Origin of the sequence: Caulobacter sp. CCNWLW153, from assembly GCF_036889365.1 — a bacterium.
Lineage (GTDB): Bacteria > Pseudomonadota > Alphaproteobacteria > Caulobacterales > Caulobacteraceae > Caulobacter > Caulobacter radicis.
This window is the reverse complement of sequence record NZ_JBAKFV010000004.1, coordinates 225,671-247,665: the sequence shown is the minus strand read 5'-3', so window position 1 is coordinate 247,665 and position 21,995 is coordinate 225,671. Positions and strand designations below refer to the sequence as shown.

At 69.3% G+C, this 21,995-nt stretch carries 24 protein-coding genes and 1 pseudogene; 17 read left to right on the top strand and 8 right to left on the bottom strand.

Annotation, left to right across the window (positions count from 1 at the left end):
* The first annotated feature begins 73 nt into the window (after positions 1–73).
* Entirely contained in the window at positions 74–952 is an 879-nt protein-coding gene (folD, locus tag V6S85_RS08700; protein WP_116489403.1) for a bifunctional methylenetetrahydrofolate dehydrogenase/methenyltetrahydrofolate cyclohydrolase FolD, read from the top strand.
* 78 nt (positions 953–1,030) lie between these two features.
* Here the strand turns inward: folD and V6S85_RS08695 are convergent, their stop codons facing one another.
* The 3 genes from V6S85_RS08695 to V6S85_RS08685 form a co-directional block, all read right to left on the bottom strand.
* Positions 1,031–1,510, bottom strand: coding sequence for an Hpt domain-containing protein (locus V6S85_RS08695; protein ID WP_109099393.1), 480 nt, complete (start codon positions 1,508–1,510; stop codon positions 1,031–1,033).
* Between the two features lie 113 nt (positions 1,511–1,623).
* Positions 1,624–2,403, bottom strand: a complete 780-nt coding sequence (locus tag V6S85_RS08690; RefSeq protein ID WP_058350522.1) for an NAD kinase — start codon at positions 2,401–2,403, stop codon at positions 1,624–1,626.
* A 58-nt stretch (positions 2,404–2,461) separates the two neighbouring features.
* Positions 2,462–3,583 carry a DUF2336 domain-containing protein gene (locus tag V6S85_RS08685; RefSeq protein ID WP_334348700.1) on the bottom strand — a complete coding sequence of 374 codons (1,122 nt, stop codon included), beginning with the start codon at positions 3,581–3,583 and terminating at the stop codon, positions 2,462–2,464.
* A 143-nt stretch (positions 3,584–3,726) separates the two neighbouring features.
* On the opposite strand from V6S85_RS08685, the gene glpK reads away from it, so the two are divergent.
* From glpK to V6S85_RS08665, 4 genes are all read left to right on the top strand, one after another.
* On the top strand, positions 3,727–5,220 hold the full coding sequence (gene glpK / locus V6S85_RS08680) for a glycerol kinase GlpK (protein WP_334348699.1): 1,494 nt from the start codon (positions 3,727–3,729) through the stop codon (positions 5,218–5,220).
* A gap of 105 nt (positions 5,221–5,325) precedes the next feature.
* Complete coding sequence (locus tag V6S85_RS08675) at positions 5,326–6,360, top strand: SMP-30/gluconolactonase/LRE family protein (protein ID WP_334348698.1); 1,035 nt, start codon at positions 5,326–5,328, stop codon at positions 6,358–6,360.
* A 124-nt stretch (positions 6,361–6,484) separates the two neighbouring features.
* Complete coding sequence (locus V6S85_RS08670; RefSeq protein ID WP_334348697.1) at positions 6,485–7,588, top strand: Gfo/Idh/MocA family protein; 1,104 nt, start codon at positions 6,485–6,487, stop codon at positions 7,586–7,588.
* The gene (locus V6S85_RS08665; RefSeq protein WP_334348696.1) at positions 7,588–8,430 is read left to right on the top strand and encodes an alpha/beta hydrolase; all 843 of its coding nucleotides are present in this window, start codon (positions 7,588–7,590) and stop codon (positions 8,428–8,430) included. The genes V6S85_RS08670 and V6S85_RS08665 overlap by 1 nt, the downstream gene beginning before the upstream one ends.
* A gap of 92 nt (positions 8,431–8,522) precedes the next feature.
* Here V6S85_RS08665 and V6S85_RS08660 read toward each other — a convergent pair whose 3' ends face one another.
* Both V6S85_RS08660 and V6S85_RS08655 read right to left on the bottom strand, forming a co-directional pair.
* Positions 8,523–9,197: a uracil-DNA glycosylase gene (locus V6S85_RS08660; protein WP_334348695.1), complete on the bottom strand. Its 675-nt coding sequence runs from the start codon at positions 9,195–9,197 to the stop codon at positions 8,523–8,525.
* Between the two features lie 11 nt (positions 9,198–9,208).
* On the bottom strand, positions 9,209–9,811 hold the full coding sequence (locus V6S85_RS08655; protein ID WP_334348694.1) for a LabA-like NYN domain-containing protein: 603 nt from the start codon (positions 9,809–9,811) through the stop codon (positions 9,209–9,211).
* Positions 9,812–9,862: 51 nt separating this feature from the next.
* On the opposite strand from V6S85_RS08655, the gene folK reads away from it, so the two are divergent.
* The 4 genes and pseudogenes from folK to V6S85_RS08635 all read left to right on the top strand — a co-directional run.
* Positions 9,863–10,348, top strand: coding sequence for a 2-amino-4-hydroxy-6-hydroxymethyldihydropteridine diphosphokinase (folK, locus tag V6S85_RS08650; RefSeq protein ID WP_334348693.1), 486 nt, complete (start codon positions 9,863–9,865; stop codon positions 10,346–10,348).
* A 205-nt stretch (positions 10,349–10,553) separates the two neighbouring features.
* Entirely contained in the window at positions 10,554–10,913 is a 360-nt protein-coding gene (gene rpoZ, locus V6S85_RS08645; protein ID WP_058350513.1) for a DNA-directed RNA polymerase subunit omega, read from the top strand.
* A 257-nt stretch (positions 10,914–11,170) separates the two neighbouring features.
* Positions 11,171–13,264, top strand: coding sequence for a RelA/SpoT family protein (locus V6S85_RS08640; protein WP_243410685.1), 2,094 nt, complete (start codon positions 11,171–11,173; stop codon positions 13,262–13,264).
* A gap of 85 nt (positions 13,265–13,349) precedes the next feature.
* Positions 13,350–13,430, top strand: a pseudogene (locus V6S85_RS08635) (hypothetical protein); the annotation flags it as partial.
* A gap of 8 nt (positions 13,431–13,438) precedes the next feature.
* Here V6S85_RS08635 and V6S85_RS08630 read toward each other — a convergent pair.
* Together V6S85_RS08630 and V6S85_RS08625 are read right to left on the bottom strand one after the other, a co-directional pair.
* Positions 13,439–13,891: a carboxymuconolactone decarboxylase family protein gene (locus V6S85_RS08630; RefSeq protein ID WP_334348692.1), complete on the bottom strand. Its 453-nt coding sequence runs from the start codon at positions 13,889–13,891 to the stop codon at positions 13,439–13,441.
* Between the two features lie 78 nt (positions 13,892–13,969).
* Positions 13,970–14,380: an NUDIX domain-containing protein gene (locus tag V6S85_RS08625; protein ID WP_334348691.1), complete on the bottom strand. Its 411-nt coding sequence runs from the start codon at positions 14,378–14,380 to the stop codon at positions 13,970–13,972.
* A gap of 67 nt (positions 14,381–14,447) precedes the next feature.
* On the opposite strand from V6S85_RS08625, the gene pyrE reads away from it, so the two are divergent.
* From pyrE to acpS, 3 genes are read left to right on the top strand one after another with little or no spacing between them, the layout of a single operon-like run.
* A complete protein-coding gene (gene pyrE, locus V6S85_RS08620; protein ID WP_101712026.1) occupies positions 14,448–15,032 on the top strand; it encodes an orotate phosphoribosyltransferase in 585 nt (194 codons plus the stop codon).
* A gap of 5 nt (positions 15,033–15,037) precedes the next feature.
* Positions 15,038–15,793, top strand: a complete 756-nt coding sequence (locus tag V6S85_RS08615; RefSeq protein WP_334348690.1) for a pyridoxine 5'-phosphate synthase — start codon at positions 15,038–15,040, stop codon at positions 15,791–15,793.
* On the top strand, positions 15,790–16,191 hold the full coding sequence (gene acpS, locus V6S85_RS08610; protein ID WP_165259497.1) for a holo-ACP synthase: 402 nt from the start codon (positions 15,790–15,792) through the stop codon (positions 16,189–16,191). Before V6S85_RS08615 ends, acpS begins: the two co-directional genes overlap by 4 nt.
* Here acpS and V6S85_RS08605 read toward each other — a convergent pair whose 3' ends face one another.
* A complete protein-coding gene (locus tag V6S85_RS08605) occupies positions 16,192–17,508 on the bottom strand; it encodes a S41 family peptidase (protein ID WP_334348689.1) in 1,317 nt (438 codons plus the stop codon).
* A 211-nt stretch (positions 17,509–17,719) separates the two neighbouring features.
* Between V6S85_RS08605 and lepB the strand changes: the two genes are divergently transcribed.
* From lepB to recO, 5 genes are all read left to right on the top strand, one after another.
* Positions 17,720–18,577 (top strand): signal peptidase I, encoded by an 858-nt coding sequence (gene lepB, locus V6S85_RS08600; protein ID WP_116570054.1) that lies wholly within the window; start codon positions 17,720–17,722, stop codon positions 18,575–18,577.
* 4 nt (positions 18,578–18,581) lie between these two features.
* Positions 18,582–19,289 carry a ribonuclease III gene (rnc, locus tag V6S85_RS08595; RefSeq protein WP_334348688.1) on the top strand — a complete coding sequence of 236 codons (708 nt, stop codon included), beginning with the start codon at positions 18,582–18,584 and terminating at the stop codon, positions 19,287–19,289.
* Positions 19,290–19,439: 150 nt separating this feature from the next.
* Positions 19,440–20,390 carry a GTPase Era gene (gene era / locus V6S85_RS08590; RefSeq protein ID WP_334348687.1) on the top strand — a complete coding sequence of 317 codons (951 nt, stop codon included), beginning with the start codon at positions 19,440–19,442 and terminating at the stop codon, positions 20,388–20,390.
* Positions 20,383–21,237, top strand: coding sequence for an arylamine N-acetyltransferase family protein (locus tag V6S85_RS08585; protein ID WP_334348686.1), 855 nt, complete (start codon positions 20,383–20,385; stop codon positions 21,235–21,237). The genes era and V6S85_RS08585 overlap by 8 nt, the downstream gene beginning before the upstream one ends.
* Positions 21,238–21,253: 16 nt before the next feature.
* Positions 21,254–21,985: a DNA repair protein RecO gene (gene recO / locus V6S85_RS08580; RefSeq protein ID WP_116570159.1), complete on the top strand. Its 732-nt coding sequence runs from the start codon at positions 21,254–21,256 to the stop codon at positions 21,983–21,985.
* Positions 21,986–21,995: the final 10 nt, after the last annotated feature.

Below are 21,995 nucleotides of genomic sequence, written 5' to 3'. Positions count from 1 at the left end.
AAGCGGGCGCCCGTTTGGACGTTGCACCCAGGCGGGCGAGACGTTAGGGGAGCGCGCACAGGAGCGCCCCCACATGTCAGAAGCCGCCATCATCGACGGGAAGGCCTTCGCCGCCCGCCTGCGCCAGACCATCGCCGCCGAGGTCGCGGCCCTGAAGGCGGAGCACGGCCTGACGCCCGGCCTGGCCGTCGTGCTGGTGGGCGAGGATCCGGCCAGCCAGGTCTATGTGCGCAGCAAGGGCGAGCAGACCCTGGAAGCGGGCATGCATTCGGAGACCCATCGCCTGCCGGCCGAGACCTCGCAGGCCGAGCTCCTGGCCCTGGTCGAGCGCTTGAACTCCGATCCGGCCGTGCACGGCGTGCTGGTCCAGTTCCCGGTGCCCGACCACATCAGCCAGGCCGACGTGGTCGCCGCCATCTCGCCCGACAAGGACGTCGACGGCCTGACCGTGGCCAACGCCGGTCGCCTGGCCAGCGGCCTGCCGGCCCTGACGCCCTGCACCCCGACCGGCTGCATGATGCTGCTGCGCGACCAGCTGGGCGAGCTGTCGGGCAAGCGAGCCGTGGTCATCGGCCGCTCGAACCTGATGGGCAAGCCGATGGCTCAGCTGCTGCTGGCGGCCGACTGCACCGTCACCATCGCCCATTCGCGCACCAAGGACCTGCCGGCCGTCGTCCGCGAGGCCGATATCGTCGTGGCCGCCGTCGGCCGTCCCCAGATGGTCAAGGCCGACTGGGTCAAGCCCGGAGCGGTGGTCATCGACGTCGGCATCAACCGCATCCCCAAGGACGACGGCAAGACCCGCCTGGTGGGCGACGTGGCCTTCGACGAGGTCAAGGCCGTGGCTTCGGCCATCACCCCCGTGCCGGGCGGCGTGGGACCCATGACCATCGCCTGCCTGCTGGCCAACACCGTTCTGGCCGCCAAGCGCCTGAACGGGATCGGCGAGTAGTCGAGGGCGCGGCCCAGAACGAAGAAAGCCGGGGCGATGGCCCCGGCTTTCTTGTTTTCAGGTTCTGTATCCGACCGATCAGCCGGCCAGGTACTCGGCCACGCGACCTTCCAGTTCCAGCGCCAGGGCGCGGCCCACGGGGTGCTCGTCGGTCTTGATGTCGTCGCGGACGCAGGCCTTGATCGCGTCGATGTGGGCGTCGACCAGGAACATCGGCGCCTGCAGGCGCGTCGCCGGATCGTCGATCAGCTTGCACAGCGAGGCGGCCAGGCGCGTGATCAGCGGGAATTCGTAGGTGGCCCCCAGGCCCTTCAGGTCGTGGGCGCGCAGATAGAGGGTTTCGACGGTCTGGGCGTTGAGGCCGTCGGCGCGCACGCCCTGGCGGGCGGCTTCCAGCTTGACGATCTCGTCGTTCAGCCATTGGGCGAAATTGCCCGACAGGCTCTTGAGCGCGGCTTCGGCCTTGGCGATCGCGGCCATGTCGATGCCGCCGCGTCCGCCCACCTTGAGCTTGAGCATGTTCGGCACCTGGATCACCTCAGCGGTGGGCTTGTTCATCGGGTCGCCTCCCCGTCGGCGTTACTTAGGGAACGGTCACACGACAGGCGTTAACAATGAGTGAGACGAAGGTTTCACTCCACAGGCCCGTGTCGGGTTTCCGACGTTCCCGGCTAGGCCGAGAACTGTTCTGTCAGTACGCGCTCCTCAAGACTGCGGCCCGCGTCGAACAACATCGACAGGGTCGAACCCCGGTCCTCGGAGATATGCACCTCGACGACGTCGCGGACCTCGTAGTTGTCGGCCACGGCGCTGACGGGTCTCTTATCGCATTCCAGGACCTCGAACGTCACCCTCGCGCTCTGCGGCAAAAGCGCGCCCCGCCACCTACGCGGGCGGAAGGCGCTGATCGGGGTCAGGGCCAGCACCTGGGCGCCGAGCGGGATGATCGGTCCATGGGCCGAGAGATTGTAGGCGGTCGAGCCGGCCGGGGTGGCCACCAGGGCGCCGTCGCAGACCAGTTCGCCCATCCGCACCTTGCCGTCGATCGAGATGCGCAGTTTGGCCGTCTGGCGGGTCTGGCGCAGCATCGAGACCTCGTTGATCGCCAGCGCCCGGTGCTGTCGGCGGCGCGAGTCGATGGCGACCATGGCCAGCGGATGGATGACGGCGCGCTCGGCGGCGTTGATCCGCGCCAGCAGTTCGTCCTCGCTGTATTCGTTCATCAGGAAGCCGACCGAGCCGCGGTTCATGCCGTAGATGGGCTTCTGGTTCAGGATCGTCTCGTGCAGCATTTCCAGCATGAAGCCGTCGCCGCCGAGGGCGACGACGATCTGGGCGTCATCGCCGGCGTCGCCGTAGCGGGCGGCCAGGCGCTCGCGGGCCTCCTGGGCTTCGGGGCGGTCGCTGGCCTTGAAGGTCAGGCGAGTCGAGTACGGCTGGGCTTGGAACATGCCGCCCCAAGTGGCGGGATCGCCGCCTGCTTGTCAAACGGCGCTCTCGCCGGCTCCGTCAGGCGGCGCTGACGGCCTGGCGAAAGGCCATGGCGGCGATGTCGGGGCGGAACGGGCCGAAGGCGCCGCTGGCCTTGCGGGCGGCTTCCGCGCCGCCGCCGGGACGGCCGCCGTTCAGTTGGCGCACGTGCTCGAGGATGGTCGGAAAGACGCTGCGGTCGATGCCGACCGCCGAGCAGGCGAGAGCCAGCAGTTCGGGGCGGTTGCTGTCGATGGCGCGGCGCACCTGACGCACGTCGAAACGGCCAAGGCGCGCCATGGCGAAGACGAACAGCGGCAGGCGGCCCTCGCGCAGCACCCGCAGCAGGTAGCCCGGGCGCAGCTGGCCGGCGGCGTCGAGCTTCTCGACCAGCGCGGCCTCCATCTCCTCGCGATCGGCCTCGTCCTCGATGGCCACCGCGGCAGGGGCGGAGGGCAGAAGGCCCAGGTGGGCGGCGTGGGTGGCCTCTTCGACGGCGGCCTGCATCTTGGCGGGATCCAGGTCGAAGCGGCCGGCGAGGGCGTCGCGCAGGGCGCGGCCGACCCACAGATAGAGCTGTTCGGCCAGCAGGGGCGACAGGCCGGGATGGCGGGCCAGGGGCGAGCGCAGGGCCACGACCTCCTTGGCCTGGGCCACGAGGCGGCCCATGGCGTCCTGGTTGATCTCGGCGCTGGCGTTGCCGGCCAGGGCGGTCAGCACGGCTGGCTCGCTCTGCGAGAGGATGGCCTCGACCACTGGCGCGCGCAGGCCGGGGCGGCGCGCGACCTCGATCTGGTGCTCCAGGGTGGCCTGCACCAGCAGGCGGATCAGGTCGTGGTCCTGCAGCACCGGACTGCGGGCGATGATCGGGCGGGCGATCTCGATCTCGTCGAGGGCCAGGATGTTGACCAGGGCCGACGGGGCCCAACTCGCGTCGGCCAGGCGTTCGGCCAGCCGCTGGCGGATATCGCGCTCGGCCTCGACCACCAGGGTCATGAAGATCGAATCGAGCAGGACCTGGATCTCGGGGGCGGCGGGTCTGCCCTGCGCCTCGCCCGCTTCACAGAGGTCGACGATGCCGGCGAGCAGGCGTTCGCGGTCTTCCGGCTCGCGGCTGCGGGCCAGGGCAAGAAGTTCGGCGGTCTGTACGGCTTGGCTCACGACCCTCCTCGGGCGCCAAACGAGACTGTGGCTACCTTGGTGTTCCCAGATGAAAACATGCTTAAACAGGTCAAGCCACGGAACCCGGAGACTAGCGGCGCTCTGTCGCAGGTGAAACCGGGGATGTGAAAGAGGAAACGCGTATGGGGCGAGCACTGATCCTGGCTCTGGACCAGGGAACGACCAGCACCCGGGCCATCCTGTTCGACCACGAGGGCCGGGCGGTCGCCGAAGCCGGGCGTCCGCTGCGCCAGAGCTATCCCCATGACGGATGGGTCGAGCACGACGCCGAGGAGATCGCCGCCGCCTGCGTGGCGGTTATCCGCGAGGCGGTCGAAAAGTCCGGCGCGGACCTGGGCGAGGTCGCGGCCCTGGGCATCACCAACCAGCGCGAGACGGTGGTGGTCTGGGACAAGGCCACGGGCCGCCCGATCCACCCGGCCATCGTCTGGCAGGACCGCCGCACCGCCGAGGCCTGCGAGAAGCTGCGAAACGACGGCAGGGAAGCACAGGTGACCGCGGTCACCGGCCTGCTGCTGGACCCTTACTTCTCGGCCACCAAGATCGCCTGGCTGCTCGACAACGTGCCGGGCGCTCGGGCCAGGGCGCAGGCGGGCCAGTTGCTGGCCGGGACGATGGACACCTGGACGATCTGGAAGCTGACGGGCGGCGAGCGCCACGTCACCGACGCCACCAACGCCTCGCGCACCTTGCTGTTCGACATCCAGGCCCAGGACTGGTCCTACGAGATGCTGGAGCTTTTCGGCGTGCCGCGCGCGCTGCTGCCGCAGGTGCTCGATTGCGCGGCCGACTTCGGCGAGGTCGGCGCGCAGGTGCTGGGCCGGCCGCTGCCGATCCGCGGCGTGGCCGGCGACCAGCAGGCGGCGCTGATGGGGCAGGGCTGTATCCGCCCCGGCGAGATGAAGGCCACCTACGGCACCGGCTGCTTCATGCTGCTGAACACGGGCGCGACGCGTCCGGTCTCGGCCTCGCGCCTCCTGACCACGGTGGCCGCGCGGGTGGGCGGCCAGGCGACCTACGCCCTGGAAGGCTCGATCTTCGTCGCCGGCGCCGCGATCCAGTGGCTGGGCGAGGGGCTGGGCGTCACCGGCGGTCCGCGCGCGGCGGAAGCCCTGGCGCGCGCCGCCAAGGCCGACCATGGCGTCGTCGTCGTGCCGGCCTTCACGGGCCTCGGCGCGCCCTGGTGGGACGCCAAGGCGCGGGGCGCGATCTTCGGCCTGACCCGGGACGCTGGCCTGCCCGAGATCGCCGCGGCCACCTACGACGCCTGCGCCCTGCAGAGTCGTGACCTGATCGAGGCGATGCGCGCCGACGCGCCCGACGCCTTCGCGGGCGAGGCCCAACTGCGCATCGACGGCGGCATGTCGAAGAGCGCCTGGTTCAGCCAGCGGCTGGCCGACCTGACCGGCCTGCCGGTGGCCCGCTCCAGCTACCAGGAGACCACGGCCCTGGGCGCGGCGCTGTTCGCGGGGCTGGGCGCGGGGCTTTACGACTCTCCGGAGGCGGCCGCCCAGGCGCGCCCGTCCGCCGAGGACTTGAAGCCCGCCATGGCCGTCCACGCCCGGGAAGCGGCCTATGCCCGCTGGCTGGACGCGGTGCCGCGCGTCCGCTCCTGATCCGTCAAATCGCGCGCCGCGTTGCGAAAGGCGTCTCGCCAACCTGGGCGGGCATTGCTATGACATCGCTGTCATAAGCAAGAACCACAAGGGAGGCCTCAACGCATGACCGCGACGCGCCGCACCGTCACGCTGGCTCTGGGAGCCGGCGCCGCCATCGCCGCCGGAGGCCTTTCCATGTCCGCTCAAGCCGCCGCCCAGACCCAGGGCTCCATCCGCCGCCTGTCGCCCGCGCTGGACGCGGTGATCGCCCCCGATGCGAAGATCGAGAAGCTGGCCGACGGTTTCGTCTGGTCGGAGGGGCCGGTCTGGGTGAATGACGGCCAGTACCTCGTCTTCTCGGACGTGCCGGCCAACATCATGTACCGCTGGAGCCAGAAGGACGGCAAAGACGTCTTCCTTTCGCCCTCCGGCTACGACGGCCCGCCGACCAAGATCTTCCGCGAGCCGGGCTCGAACGGCATGGCCCTGGACGCACATGGCGACCTCTTGGTCTGCAATCACGGCTACCGCGCGATCACGAAGCTCGATCTGAAGACCAAGGCCCGCTCGGTGGTCGTCGACCGCTACCAGGGCAAGCGCTTCAACAGCCCCAACGACCTGGCCGTGGCCAGGTCGGGCGCGATCTACTTCACCGACCCGCCCTACGGCCTGGAAGGGCTGGACGCCTCGCCGGTCAAGGAACTGAGCTTCAATGGCGTCTACCTGCTGCGCGCCGACGGTTCGCTGGCGGTGGTCGACGACAAGCTGACCTTCCCCAACGGCGTGGCCCTGAGCCCCGACGAGAAGCGCTTGTACGTGGCTGTCTCCGACCCGAACGGGCCGGTGATCATGGCCTATGACCTGGGCGCCGACGGCCTGCCGACCTCGCGCAAGGTGTTCTTCGACGCGGCCGCCCTGCACAAGGCCGGCGGTCCTGGCCTGCCCGACGGCATGTGCCTGGACACCGAGGGGCGGCTCTACGCCACCGGCCCGGGCGGCGTGTTGGTGATCACCCCGGCGGGCGAGCTGATCGGCGTCATCGAGACCGGCGGCCCGATCGCCAACTGCGCCTTCGGCGAGGACGGCAAGACTCTGTTCCTGACCGCCGACAAGACCCTGGCGCGGGTGCGGCTGAAGACGACCGGACTGGTCTGGTGAGCCAGAATTCCTCGCCCTTCGACAAGCTCAGGGTGAGGAATCCAAAGCGAGCGTCGAGCTAGCATTAGCCCTCATCCTGAGCTTGTCGAAGGACGAGGGCGCTCCACGAAGGGAGGCTGTTTTGATGAACAAGCGCACGTTCCTGCAGGCCGGCCTCGCGGCCGGCGCTATGGCCGCCACGGCCCCGGCGGCCGCGTTGGCCCAGGCCAAGGCCGAAGGCCGCAAGCTCGGCTACGCGATGCTGGGCCTGGGCTACTACGCAACCCAGATCATCATGCCGCGCTTTTCCGAATGCGAGCACTCCAAGCTGACCGCCCTGGTCAGCGGCACGCCGGACAAGCTGGCCAAGTACGGCGCCCAGTACGGGATCCCGGAAAAGAGCCGCTATTCCTATGACACCTTCGATCGGATCATCGACGATCCGACCGTCGACATCGTCTATGTGGTCACGCCCAACAGCCTGCACCGCACCTTCACCGAGCGAGCCGCCAAGGCGGGCAAGCACGTGATGTGCGAAAAGCCGATGGCGACTTCGGTCGCCGACGGCGAGGCGATGATCGCCGCCTGCAAGGCCGCCGGCCGCAAGCTGATGATCGGCTATCGCAGCCGCTTCGAGCCGCACAACCTGGACGCCATCGCCCTGGCGCGCGGCGGGGCGCTGGGCCCCGTGGCCACCATCGTCGCCGACCACGGCTGGACCGCCAGCGATCCGAACATGTGGCGGGTGAAGAAGGCGCTGTCGGGCGGCGGCAGCCTGATGGACATCGGCATCTACAGCCTCAATGCCGCCCGCTACCTGACCGGCGAGGAGCCGATCGCGGTCAACGCCATGGAGTCGACCGATCGCTCCAACCCGGTGTTCGCCGAGGTCGAGGACACCATCAATTTCCAGCTGTTGTTCCCGTCCGGGGCGACGGCCAACTGCGTCTCGACCTACAGCGCCAACTGCAACCGCTATCGCGTGTCCGGTCCCAAGGGCTGGGTCGAGATCGATCCGGCCACCAGCTACGGCGGCCAGACGATGCGGGCCAATCTCGACGGCCAGGCCAAGCCGCGCACGCCGCCGGCGGTGCAGAAGAGCCAGTTCGCCGGCCAGCTCGACCACCTGTCGGAATGCATCCTCACCGGCCGCGACCCGATCGTGCCGGGCGAGGAGGGGCTGAAGGACCTGCGGATCATCGAGGCCATCTATCAGGCCGCCCGCGAGGGCCGGACGGTGAAGCTGTGATGCGCCGCCTGATCCTCGCCGCCGGCGTCGCGCTGGCTCTGCCCGCCATGGCCCAGGCCCAGCAGCGCGTGGCCCTTTGGCCGAACGGCGCGCCGGACTTCGAGGCCCGCAAGGCCATCCCCGAGCAGTCGGCCGAATACTGGGCGAAATCGATCAACGACCCATCGGTGACCGCCTATCTGCCGCCGGCCGACAAGGCCACGGGCGCGGCGGTGATCGTGCTGCCGGGCGGCGGCCACAAGATGCTGGTCATCCACCCGGAGGGGACCGACGTCGCCAAGGTCCTCAATCCGGTGGGCGTGGCCGTGTTCGTTCTGAAGTACCGCCTCAGCCAGGAGGAAGGCTCGCCCTACACGATCGACCATGCCCGCCAGGACGCGGTGCGGGCCGTTCGCGTCGTCCGCTCACGCGCCGCCGAGTTCGGCGTCGACCCGAAGAAGATCGGCCTGATGGGTTTTTCCGGCGGCGGCGAGATCGTCGACCTGGCGGTCTATGCCTCGAGCGCCAAGGATCCCAAGGTCGACGCCGTCGACCGGGTCAGCGGCCGGCCGGACTTCCAGGTGCTGATCTATCCCGGCCCGACCGGCATTCCCGACAAGATCCCAGCCGACGCGCCGCCGGCCTTCATCCTGGCGGCCAACGACGACGAGTGCTGCTCGGCGCCGCCGGTGGAGCTGCTTGCGAAGTTCCGCGCCGCCAGGGTTCCGGTCGAGTTCCACCTGTTCCAGAGCGGTGGTCACGCCTTCAACATGGGCTTCCGCACCGAGAAGGCCGCGATCAAGGTCTGGCCGGAGCGGCTGCGGGATTGGATGGCCGACAACGGATGGCTCGGGAAGCGATAAAACCCGCCTCGGCTTTCTTTCATTCGCCTCCCTGAACCATGGGCCCTCGCCACAGGGGCGAGGGAGGAGGTTGTAAGGTGGGGCGCAGCGCCTCAGTCCGCCGCGTCCACATAGGCCCGCACCCGCGCGAACAGCTCCTCGAACATCGGCGTCGTCAGCCGCCCCGTGTTCGTGTTGAGCCGCGAGCAGTGATAGCTGTTAAAGATGCGGTAGGGGCCGGCCTGGAACTCCGAGCCGTGGCCGGGAATGCCGGCCGAGGCCTTCAGGCCCAGGGTCTTGAGCACATTGCGGCGCGAGACGTCGCCCAGGGTGACGATGGCCTTGAGGTTGGGGAACATGTCCAGCCGCGCCTTCAGGAACGGGCGGCAGGTGTTTTCCTCGCTGGTCTCGGGCTTGTTGCCGGGCGGGGCGCAGCGCACGGCGTTGGTCACCGCGCTGCCGACCAGCTTCAGGGAGTCGTCGATGCGCGCCTCGAACTTGCCGGTGGCGAAGCCGTACTTGATCAGCGTCTCGTAGAGCAGGGTGCCGGCATAGTCGCCGGTGAACGGCCGGCCGGTGCGGTTGGCGCCCTTGCGGCCGGGCGCCAGGCCCACGACCAGCAGGCGGGCGTCCTTGTCGCCGAACGACGGGGCCGGGCCGTTGAAATAGTCCGGATAGAGTTCCTGGTTCTCGCGGCGATAGGCCACCAGGCGCGGGCACAGCGGGCAGTCGCGCGGCGGTTCGGCCGGGGAGGGGACGACCTCTCCGACGATGTTGGAATGCTGCATTGGGTCGGCCCTTAGTATTCGTCTTCGGCTTCGCGCTCGGCCGGCGTGCGCTGGTCGGCCGAGGTGTAGCGCTGTTGCGGCGCGCGTTGCGGGCGGCCGATGATGTTGCCCAGGTCGTTGAGGTCGACGAAGTTGTCGGCCTGGCGGCGCAGGTCGTCGCTGGTCATCGGCGGCTGGCTCTTCATGGTCGAGACGACGGTGACGCGGCGGCCCTTGCGTTGCACCGCCTCGACCAGGGCGCGGAAGTCGCCGTCGCCCGAGAACAGCACCATGTGATCGACCGTCTCGGCCATCTGCAGCATGTCGACCGCGATCTCGATGTCCATGTCGCCGCGCCAGCGCTTGCGGCCCTGGCTGTCGGTGTATTCGCGCGCCGGCTTGGTCACCAGGGTGAAGCCGTTGTAGTCCAGCCAGTCCACCAGCGGACGGATCGGCGAGTAGTCGTCGTTCTCGGCGATGGCGGTGTAGTAGTAGGCGCGCACGAGCAGGCCGCGCTTCTTGAACTCGTCGAGGAGCTTTCGATAGTCGATGTCGAAGCCCAGCGCCTTGGCGGCGGAATAGAGGTTGGCGCCGTCGATGAACAGCGCCAGCCGCTCGGTCGGATAAAAGGTCACGGATCAAATTCCTTGAAAAATCGGCTGGATAAAAATGGTCGGGACGCGACCGTGGTCGTCGCCCTGGGCTGTAATCTGCCGGGAGCCTACACGAGTCGCGAGGCTCTGTTGGAGGCGGCCGTGGCGGCGCTGGCGGGCGAGGGGCTGGCGGTGGTCGCCCGCTCGGGCTGGTGGACCTCCGCCGCCTGGCCCGATCCCGCGGGGCCGGCCTATCTGAACGGCGTCGTGCTGGTGGAGACCGACCTTTCGCCTGCCGAGACGCTGGCGGCCCTGCATCGCATCGAGGCCGAGTTCGGACGGGCCAGGTCCGAGCGCAACGCCGCCCGCACCCTCGATCTGGACCTGATCGCCCATGGGCGGACGGTGACGGACGGAAACCTCGTCCTGCCTCATCCTCGGGCCCACGAGCGCCTGTTCGTCATGGGGCCGCTGGCCGAAGTGGCGCCGGACTGGATCCATCCGGTGCTGGGGGAGAGCGCCGCGGCGCTGGCCGCCAGCGCCAGCGTGGGGGCGGATGCAAAGCCCCACCACCCGTAAAATCCCCGCGGAAGCGGGGATTTTACGGAAGGGTGGTGTAAGGCCCGTTCGCCGAACCAAGCCTTTCCCTTGTTCCGACTGGACTTTGGCTCCTGGAGAAGGCATACACGTCGCCTCGCGAAAGCTGGGTGACAACCGAAGCGGCGTTGCGTGACGCCGCACGGAGCCCTATTTTGCAAGAGCCAACGCTCAGACCGAGGAATTCATGGCCCGCGTCACCGTCGAAGATTGCGTCGAGAAGGTTCCGAACCGCTTCGCGCTCGTCCTGCTGTCGGCGCATCGCGCTCGCGGCATCTCGGCCGGCGCGGCCCTGATGGTCGACCGCGACAACGACAAGAACCCGGTCGTCGCCCTGCGCGAGATCGCTGACGACGTGATCGATCACGAGGGGCTCAAGGAGCACCTGATCACCACGCTGCAGCGCGTCGACGAGCACTCGGAAGCCGAGGAAGAGGCCGAAACCCTCGCCCTGCTGGCCGACCCGACCCACATGCAGATGAGCGAACTGGAACTCGTTCGCGCGCTGCAAAGCGACCGCGACGGTGGTCAGGAGGAGCGGTACTGAGCCCCGACGGCGCAGACCCTCTAGCTATCGAAGCGGCGTTCGCCGCCGCTCCGTCCGAACGCGCGCCCGAATCCTCTCCTTCGCTTGGGGGGGAATCGGGCGCGTCTTCGTCTGAGCCCCAGGCCCAACCGGCGCCCGAGGCTCCGCCGGCTCCCAAGCCGCGCAAGTTCCTTCGCCAGTACGAGCTGATCGAGCGGGTCCACGCCTACGACCCGACGGCCGACGAGGCCCTGCTCAACCGCGCCTACGTCTTCGCCATGCGCATGCACGGCAGCCAGACGCGCGCCAGCGGCGACCCTTATTACGCCCACCCGATCGAGGTGGCGGGCATCCTCACCGAGTACCGGCTCGACACCGCGACCATCGTCACGGCGCTGCTGCACGACGTCATCGAGGACACGCCGGTCACCAAGGAGGAGATCGGCAAGCTGTTCGGCGAGGAGATCGCCGAACTGGTCGAGGGCGTCACCAAGCTCTCGAAGCTGGAGCTTCAGGCCGAGCACACCCGCCAGGCCGAGAACCTGCGCAAGTTCATCCTGGCCATCTCCAAGGACGTCCGCGTCCTGCTGGTCAAGCTGGCCGACCGTCTGCACAACATGCGGACGCTGCACTTCATCAAGAATCAGGCCAAGCGCGAGCGCATCGCCCGCGAGACGCGCGACATCTACGCGCCGCTGGCCCGCAACATCGGTTGCCACCGCATCTGCACCGAGCTGGAGGAACTGTCCTTCCAGCACACCAACCCGGTCGCCCGTGACGCCATCGTCCGGCGCTTGGACGCCCTGCGTGTCGAGCAGGGCGGGGCCGTGACCCTGGTGAATCAAGAGATCATGGCCCGTCTGGAGACGGCCAACCTGCCGGCCCGGGTCTTCGGGCGGGAAAAGTCGCCCTATTCGATCTGGCGCAAGTTGCAGCGCAAATCGATCGGCTTCTCGCAGATGTCCGACATCTACGCCTTCCGCGTGATCGTCGACAGCGAGGAAGACTGCTACCGCGCCCTGGGCGTGGTGCACCGGGCCTGGTCCAGCGTGCCCGACCGCTTCAAGGACTTCATCTCGACGCCCAAGCGCAACAACTACCGCTCGCTGCACACCACGGTGGTGGGGCCGCGCGGCATGCGCATCGAGATGCAGATCCGCACCGAGGCCATGGACCGCGTCAACGAAGAGGGCGTGGCCGCCCACTTCCGCTACAAGGACGCCTCCTACGGCCTTGACCTGGAAGGCATGGAGGCCGCCGGGGGGCGCGACCCGCTGGCCAACCTGCGCCAGCTGGTGCAGGTGCTCGAGCACGGCGGCGACAGCGAAGAGCTGGTCGAGCACGCCAAGCTCGAGATGTTCCTCGACCAGGTGTTCGTGTTCACCCCCAAGGGCAAGCTGGTCAGCCTGCCGCGGGGCGCGATGCCGCTCGACTTCGCCTACGCCGTCCACACCAGCGTCGGCGACACCTGCATCGGCGTGAAGATCAACGGCGAGCTGAAGCCCCTGCGCACCATCCTGACCAACGGCGACGTGGTCGAGGTGATCCGCGGCTCCAAGCCCGTGGTGCCGCCCGACTGGCGCTCGCTGACGGTGACGGGCCGCGCAAGGTCCGCCATTCGGCGTCATATCCGCCAGACCGAGAAGGAAGAGTTCCTGCGCCTGGGCCGGGTGTCGGTCGAGCAGACCTTCGAGCGCGCCGGCAAGAACCTCAAGGACGTGTCGCTGCGGCCGATCCTCGAACGCTTCGCGCTGGAGAGCGAGGAGACCCTGTTCGACGCCGTCGGCCGTGGTCGCGTGACGCCCAGCCAGGTGCTGGAGACGGCGTTCCCCGGCATGGTCGACGCCGATCGCGAGGCCGCCACGGCCCGTCGCAAGATCGAGGGCGGCAAGGGCGCGCGGCTCTACGTGCGCGGCGGCGGGCTCACCCCCGGCGTGTCGCTGCACTTCGCCCACTGCTGCAGCCCGGTTCCGGGCGACCGCATCGTCGGCATCCTGCGCGAGGATGGGGCCAAGGAACAGGACGGGGGACTCGACGTCCACACCATCGACTGTCCGAAGCTGGCCGAATACGAGGACCGCGAGGACCTCTGGCGCGACCTCAACTGGACGCCCGAAGCCGAGCGCGACACCGTCTCGCTGGCCCGCCTGCACGCCACCATCGGCAATGCACCCGGCGTGCTGGGCCAGGTCTGCACGATCATCGGCGAGGCGGGCGGCAACATCGTCAACCTGCGCATGCACCATAGGCAGAGCGACTTCTTCGACACCGACATCGACGTCGAGGTGCGCGACGCCAAGCACCTGACCAACATCTCGGCGGCGCTGCGCACCTGCCCGTCCGTCGAGACGGTGGACCGGACGCGGGGGTAGAACGCCTCTCCCGGAGGGGAGAGTGAGGGGCCCATGCGAAGCATGGGAGGGTGAGGGGTTACACCCTCACCGCATCGCCCTGGATCGTGCCGGCACGCCGGCCGGCCTCGTAACCCCTCATCCTCCCACGCCTTCGGCGCGGGCCCCTCCTTCTCCCTATGGGAGAAGGGGCGTTCAGGCCGCCTTCGCCGGCTGTTCGATCCAGAGGCCAAAGCCCACCGCCAGGCGGTTCCAGCCGTTGATGACGTTGATCATCAGGGTCAGCTTGACCTGGTCTTCTTCCGTGAACTCGGCCGTCAGCGCGGCATGGGCGGCCTCGTGCGTGTGACCTTCCGACAGGCGGGTCAGGGCCTCGGTCCAGGCCAGGGCGGCGCGTTCACGCGGGGTATAGCAGGGCGCTTCGCGCCAGGCCGACAGCAGGTAGATGCGCTGTTCGGTCTCGCCCTGGGCGCGGGCTTCCACCGTGTGCATGTTGATGCAGTTGGCGCAGGCGTTGATCTGCGAGGCGCGGATCTTGACCAGTTCGACCAGGCTGGGCTCGAGACTTGCGGCGATGGTGGTCGAGGCGGCGAACCAGGACTTCATCACAGACGGAGCGGCGGCGAAGGGATCGAGCTTGGTGGTCATGGCGGGTCTCCTTTGAGAGGGTTGCGCCGTCATGACGAGGCAAGGTCCGCGCGTGTGACGCGGCCCGCCGAAAAAAGTTCAGCCTGCGCCGCGCAGCGCCGCAACAGCGTCCTGCGTCGCCTGGGTCAGGGGCGAGGGCAGGGCGTCCAGCGCAAACCAGCCCCAGTCGGCGAGCGCTTCGGGCTCCTGGATCGCCGGCTCGCCCTCGCAGCCGTCGGCGCGATAGGTGACGGCCAGCCAGTGGCTGTCGGCGGTGATCATGTCGGTCACCGCCAGCACCGGGCCGGCGACGATCTCGATGCCCAGTTCCTCGCGGATCTCGCGCTCGGCGCAGGTCCGGCCCGGTTCGCCCCAGTCGAGCTTGCCGCCCGGCTGGCCCCAATGGCCGGCTTCCGGCTGGCGACGGCGCTGGACCAGCAGGATGCGGCCCTGGCCGTCGATGATGGCCGCGCCGCAGCCGACGCGAGGACGGGGAGGGGAGTCGTTCATGGCGGCTGTCCTACGCCCCTTTGAGGGTGGTTTGTAGACTCGCCGCGCTGGTCTATATCCACGCCTCATGACCAACGACGACGTCCTCGAAGAATTCCGCGCCGCCGGCGCCCTGCGCGAAGGCCACTTCGTGCTCTCCAGCGGCCTGCACAGCCCGGTCTTCCTGCAGAAGAACCTGGTGTTCATGCGCCCCGAGCGCTGCGAGCGCCTGTGCAAGGCCCTGGCCGACAAGATCGTGGCCACGGTGGGCCATGTCGACGTGGCGGTTTCGCCCGCCGTCGGCGGCATCATCCCCGGCTATGAGACCGCCCGTCACCTGAACGTGCCGTCGATCTATGTCGAGCGCGAGGGCGGCGGCTTCAAGTTCCGTCGTGGCTTCCACATCGAGCCGGGCCAGAAGGTCGTGATGGTCGAGGACATCGTCACCACCGGCCTGTCGTCGCGCGAATGCATCCAGGCGATCAAGGACGCCGGCGGCGATGTCGTGGCCGCGGCCTGCATCGTCGACCGCTCGGGCGGCAAGGTCGACGTCGGCGTGCCGCTGATCGCGCTGGCCAGCCTGGAAGTCCCGGCCTATCCGGCCGACGCCCTGCCGCCTGAACTGGCCGCGATCCCGATCGAGGATCCGGGCAGCCGCCGGCTGAAGGGCTGAGCCCCATGCTCCGGCTCGGCGTCAACATCGACCACGTGGCCACGATCCGCAACGCGCGCGGGTCGAGCTATCCCGAGCCGGTGCGCGCCGCCGAGCTGGCGCTCGCGGCCGGCGCCGACGGCATCACCGCGCACCTGCGCGAGGACCGCCGCCACATCAGCGACGCCGACATCGCCGTCCTCACCGACCTCTGCCTCAAGCGCGGCAAGCCGCTGAACTTCGAGATGGCGGTCACCGACGAGATGGTCGGCATCGCCATGAACGCCAGGCCGCACGCGGCTTGCCTGGTGCCTGAGCGGCGCGAGGAGGTGACCACCGAGGGCGGCCTCGACGTCGTGAAGGGCGCCAACCGGATCGCCGACGCCACCGGCCGCCTGCGCACCGTCGGCGCGCGGGTGTCGCTGTTCATCGAGCCCGACCACGCCCAGATCCAGGCCTCGGCCGACGTCGGGGCGCAGGTGGTCGAGCTGCACACCGGCGCCTATTGCGACGCCGCCCGCGCCGGCGAGACCGAGCGCGCCGCCGCCATCCTCGAACGCCTGAAGTCGGGCGCGGCCTTCGCCGCCTCGCTGGGGCTGGAAGTCCACGCCGGCCACGGCATCGACTACGCCACGGTCAAGCCGGTGGCGGCGATCCCGCAGATCGTCGAGCTCAATATCGGCCACTTCCTGATCGGCGAGGCGATCTTCGTTGGCCTGCCCCAGGCCATCCTGCGCATGCGGACCTTGATGGACGCGGCGAGACTGGAGAGCGCGGCGTGATCATCGGCATCGGTTCGGACCTCAGCGACATCCGCCGGATCGAGAAGACCCTCGAACGGTTCGGCGAGCGCTTCACCAACAAGGTCTTCACCGAGATCGAGCGCAGGCGGTCCGAGCGCAAGCCCGACCGCGCCTCCAGCTACGCCAAGCGCTTCGCCGCCAAGGAGGCCTGTTCCAAGGCCCTGGGCACGGGCTTGAAGCAGGGCGTGCACCTGGGCGACATGGGGGTGGTGAACCTGCCCTCGGGCAAGCCGACCATGGCGCTGACCGGCGGCGCGGCGGCCAAGCTGGCGCAGTTGATCCCCGAGGGCATGGTTCCGGTGATCCACCTGTCGCTGACCGACGACCACCCTTACGCCCAGGCCTTTGTGATCATCGAGGCCGTGCCGGCGAGCTAGCTAGGCCCCCGGCGTCGCTCCGCGCCGAAAGCGCGAGCCGCCGCCTTCGTAGCCGACCGCCTCGAAGGCGCTGACCGCGCCCTTGGCGTCGCGCTCGAACACCACCCGACGGCCCGACTCGCCCGCCACCGTGAAGGTCTCGCCGCCCAGAGGCAGCAGCACGGTCAGCGGACGGCGGCCGCGCTTCATGGCCAGGCGTCCGTCGACCTGCACGATCTCGACCGCGCCATAGGCCCCGACATAGTCGGCCAGGGGGCCGGCCGCGGGCGGCGCGGCCTCGGCGCGAAGGGTCTCCAGCGCCCAGCGGGCGTCCTGGGCGGCGGGGCCGGCGGCGGTTTTCAGCACGGCTTCCAGCGCCAGGCCGCGGGCGGTGTCCAGGGCCTTGGCGGCCGGGACGGCCACGTCGGGCTGCACCCCGTCGCCTTCCCAGTTGGTCTTGGTGATCGGGCTGACCGGCGAGCCGTTGGAGACGAAGATCGAGAAGCCTCCGGCCACCGGTACGGGGCCGCCCGGATTGGCCGCGCCGCCGCTGGCCTCGCCGACGATCACCGCCCGCTTGGCGTTCTTCAGGGTGTAGGCCAGGGCCTCGGCCGCCGAGCCGGTGCGGCCGCTGATCAGTACGTAGAGCGGCGTCTCCAGGCGCGGAGCCGGATACCAGTCCTTGGGGGCCTCGCTCTCGGTCCCCTCGCGGTACTTGAAGGTGTTGTAGATGTCGGCGCCCCTGGGGGTGAAGGCGCTGGCCAGGTAGCCGACCATGGCCGGCGAGCCGCCGCCGTTGTCGCGAAGGTCGATGATCACCGCGTCGGCGCCCGCCACCATCTGCAGAGCCGCCTCGATGGCCTTGCGGGCCGGCGCGTCGGGCTGGCCGAACTCGAAGTGGGCGAACATCCGCATGTCGATGTAGCCGAGATTGCCGTTCAGGATCTCGACCCGGCGGATCCCGTAGTTGGCGCGCTTGATCGGATCCACGCGCGGCGGGCCGGGAACCGCGGCCGCCGAGGGGCCGGGCGCGGGACGCAGGGCAGGGGCCGGCCCGGCCGACCAAGAGACGTTGAAGTGATGGTCCAGCGGCCGCAGGCGCTCGCTCAGCGTGGTGGCCAGGTCGCGCGGGTCGGTGAGGCGGTCGTAGGTTCCCTTGGCGGCCTCGGCCCGCAGTTCCGCCGCGACGGCCGCGCCCTTGGCGGCGTCGTAGTAGTTGTCGGCGATGGCCTGGGCCACGCCGTCGACCACCGGGCGGGGCGCGACCTCGGCGGACTTGGCCTGCCACGCGGCCATCAGGCCGACAGCGAGGATGAACAGCGGGGCGAGCGAGCGCATCGGCGGGGTCCTGGGCGAAATCAGCGCCGGGAGAACATCACTCGCCAAACGCGGCGGCCAATGAATAATCTTTAAGGCGAGCCGGGCGCGCGGCGCCAAACGGGCGCCACGAAGCGTCACTATCGCCGGCGGTGCTTGCCCGAGACGACAACCGCGTCTAGCAAGACCTGTCGGGCTCGCCCGACCCCCATTCGCAAAGAGCCCCGCGCGCATGACCGAAGCCGTCGAGACCACGCCCCCCGAAGAAGAAAAGGGCGGCGCCGTCAACGAATTCATCGAGATCATCAAGACCGTGGCCTACGCCCTGGGCATCGCCCTGGTGCTGCGGGTGCTGCTGTTCCAGCCGTTCACGATCCCGTCGGCCTCGATGGAGCCCAACCTCTATCAAGGCGACTACATCATCGTCTCGAAGTTCTCGTACGGCTATTCCAAGCACTCGATCCCGTTCAGCCCGCCGCTGTTCAAGGGCCGTATCCTGGGCTCGGCGCCCAAGCGGGGCGACATCATCGTCTTCAAGCTGCCGCGCGACGGCCACGTCGACTACATCAAGCGGCTGGTCGGTCTGCCGGGCGACAAGGTCCAGGTCCGCGGCGGCGCGCTCTACATCAACGGCAAGGCGGTCAAGCGGCAGGAGCAGGCCGACGTCCTGGTCGACAGCGGCTACGGCTTCACCCAGCCGATGAAGCGCATCCAGGAGACCACGCCCGAGGGCCGCACCTACCTGACCCAGGCCGACGCGGGCCCGGACACGCAGGGCGACAACACCGGCGTCTATGAAGTGCCGGAAGGCTGCTATTTCTTCATGGGCGACAACCGCGACAACTCGGCCGACAGCCGCTTCAACCCGGGCATCTCGCCGTTCAAGACGGACTCGGGCGCCTGCAAGTGGAACTACGAGAACGACCAGTTCACCGGCGACGCCATCGGCGTGGGCTTCGTCCCGGCCGAGAACCTGGTCGGCAAGGCGCAGATCATCCTGCTGTCGTGGAACGCCGACGCTCACCTCTTCAAGCCTTGGACCTGGTTCATGGACGCGCGTCCGAGCCGCTTCTTCCGCGTGTTGAAGTAAAACCATGGCCGTGAAGGACAGACGGGTCGCCGCCGTCGGCGACCTGGAGCGCCGGATCGGTCATCGGTTCGAGGATCGCGAACTGCTCGAGCAGGCCCTGACCCACGCCAGCGTCGGCGACGGCGCCAAGGCCAAGGTCCGCGACAACGAGGTGCTGGAGTTCATCGGCGACCGGGTGCTGGGGCTCCTGGCCGCCGAGGCTTTGGCCGAACGCTTCCCCAAGGCCAAGGAGGGCGAGCTTGCTCCCCGCCTGAACGCCCTGGTCAGCCGCGAGACCTGCGCCCGCGTGGCCAAGGGCGCCGAGCTTGGTCCGGCCCTGCGCCTGTCGGCCTCGTCGAGCAAGATCGGCGGACGCGAGACGGAATCGATCCTGGCCGGCGCCTGCGAGGCCCTTATGGCCGCGCTCTACCAGGACGGCGGGCTGGAACTGGCCCGCAAGGTGTTCCTCGACCTTTGGTCCGAGGAGTTCGACCGGGCCGGGCAGGGGCGTCCGCGCGATCCCAAGACGGCGTTGCAGGAATGGGCGCAGAGCAAGGGGCGGCCGCTGCCGAGCTACCGCGTGCTCGACCGCACCGGTCCCGATCACGCGCCCGAGTTCACCGTCGAGGTCAGCGTCAAGGACGTCGATCCCGCCATCGCCAAGGGCAAGTCGAGACAGGAGGCCGAGAAGGCCGCCGCCAAGGCGCTGCTGGAGCGGGTCCAAGGCAGCTGAGGAGACATCTCCCTTCCCCCTTGATGGGGGAAGGGTCGGGGATGGGGGTGATGCGGCGGCTCAGCCGGCAAGGCCCGAAACCACCCCCACCCAACCCTCCCCCATCAAGGGGGAGGGCTTTTGCAGTGCTCTGTGCTACACGCACGCCCAATGACTGAAAACACCTCCAACACCCGCGCCGGGTTCGCCGCCATCATCGGCGCGCCGAACGCCGGCAAGTCCACCCTGGTCAACCGCATGGTCGGGGCCAAGGTCTCGATCGTCACCCAGAAGGTGCAGACGACGCGCTTCCCCGTGCGCGGCGTCGCCCTGGCCGGCGACACCCAGATCGTCCTCGTCGACACCCCCGGGATCTTCAGCCCGCGCCGCCGCCTCGACCGCGCCATGGTGCGCTCGGCCTGGGCCGGCTCGGAAGAGGCCGAGGTCACCGTCCACCTCGTCGACGTGCAGGCCGAACTGGCCGACTGCGCCCGCAACGCCACGCCCGCCGAACACCGCGCGGTGCAGGACGTCCAGACCATCATCGAGGCCCTCAAGGAGAGCGGCCGCAAGGTGATCCTGGCGCTGAACAAGATCGACGGCATCAAGCGCGACACCCTGCTGGCCGTGGCCAAGGACTTCTTCGACACCGGCGTCTACACCGACGTCTTCATGATCAGCGCCGAGACCGGCGCGGGCGTCGACGACCTGACCGCCAAGCTGGCCTCGATGATGCCGGAGAGCCCCTGGCTCTATCCGGAGGACCAGACGACCGACCTGCCGGCCCGCCTGCTGGCCGCCGAGATCACCCGCGAGAAGATCTATCTGCGCGTTCACGAGGAACTGCCCTACGCGGCCTCGGTGGAGACCACCTCGTTCGAAGAGCGCGCCGACGGCAGCGCCCGCATCGAGCAGACCATCTATGTCGAGCGCGAGGGCCAGCGCGCCATCGTCCTGGGCAAGGGGGGCCAGGTGCTGAAGTGGATCGGCCAGGCTTCGCGCGAGGAGCTGCAGGACATCCTGGACCGCAAGGTGCACCTGTTCCTGCACGTGAAGGTCAAGGAGAACTGGGCCGAGGAACGTGGCCTGTTCAGCGACATGGGCCTCGATTTCGATGTTTGACGCGGCGGCGGTCGCTGCGGTGGACCTCGACGCCTACTTCGCGCGGATCGGCCATGCCGGCCCGCGCGAGCCGACGATCGAGACCCTGCGGTCGATCTGCCAGAAGCACCCCGACGCCATCCCGTTCGAGAACCTCGACGTGCTGCTGGGGCGGGGGATCAGCATCGTTCCGGCCGACGTCGACGCCAAGCTGATCGCCGCCGGTCGCGGGGGCTACTGCTACGAGCAGAACAGCCTGCTCAAGCGGGTGCTGGCGGCTCTCGGCTTCCAGGTCGAGGGCCTGATGGCGCGGGTGCTGTGGATGGCGCCGGAAGGCGCTCCGCCGCGTCCGCGCTCGCATCAGGTGCTGGGCGTTACGATCGACGGCGAGACCTGGCTGGCCGACGCCGGCTTCGGCGGCTGCGTGCTGACCGCGCCGCTGCGCCTGTTCGCGGACGGCGACCAGGCCAGCCCCAATGGCGCCTTCCGCGTCGTCGATGCGGAGTGTGACGGCGTGGGCGAGCGCCAGGTGCAGGCCGACCTGTCCGGCCGCTGGGCGCCGCTCTATCAGGTGGCCCAAGGCGCCTGGGCGAGCGTCGACTACGAGCAGGCCAACTTCTTCACCTACACCCACCCCAGCTCGCACTTCACCTGGAGCATGACTGTGGGGCGCACCACGCCCGCGGCGCGCTACGCCCTGAAGAACAATCGCCTGACCCACCGCGACGCCACCGGCGCCCTGGTCGAGCAGCGCGACCTGTCGGTGGACGAGCTCGAAGCGATCCTGCGCGACGTCATCGGCCTGCCGGTCGAGGCCGAATGGCGTCCGGTGCTGGAGAAGGTCGTGGCCTGGGGGACGCCGCCGTAGTGGAGCTGTCCCGGTGATGGAGTGGGAGGACGACGCTTTCGTGCTGTCGGCGCGGGCGCACGGCGAGACCGGCGCCATCGTCGAGCTGCTGACCCAGGATCGGGGCAAGTTCGTCGCCCACGTGGCCGGCGCGGCCTCGCGGCGGATGAAGCCGTTCCTGCAGGCCGGCGCGCGGGTCATCGCCCGCTATCGCGCCCGGGTCGCCGACCAGATGGGCTCGGCCCAGCTGGAGCCGATGGGCGAGGGGCCGTCGTCGCTGTTCGACGATCGCCTGGCCCTGGCCGGCCTGCAGTCGGCCGCGGCGGTCGCCGCCGGGGCCTTGCCCGAACGTGAGCCGCATCCCGGCGCCTTCCTGGCCCTGGAGACCCTGATCCGGGTTCTGGAGATCCCCGACATCTGGCCGGCGGTCTATGTGCGCTACGAGGCGGGGCTGCTGCAGGACCTGGGCTTCGGCCTCGACCTGTCCAAGTGCGCCGCCACCGGCGAGGTCGACGATCTGGTCTATGTCAGCCCGCGCACGGGGCGGGCGGTCAGCCGCAAGGCCGGCGCGCCCTATCAGGACAAGCTTCTGCCGCTGCCGCCGTTCCTGCTGTCGTCGCAGGGAGGGCTTTCCGACGGCGACGTGAAGGCCGGCCTCGACATCACCGGCCACTTCCTCGAGCAGTTCGTGTTCGGTCCGCTGAACAGGCCGCTGCCGCCGGCGCGCATGTGGTTGCTGGACCGGCTGGGCGAGGCGGGGCGGCTTTAGAAGCCACCCC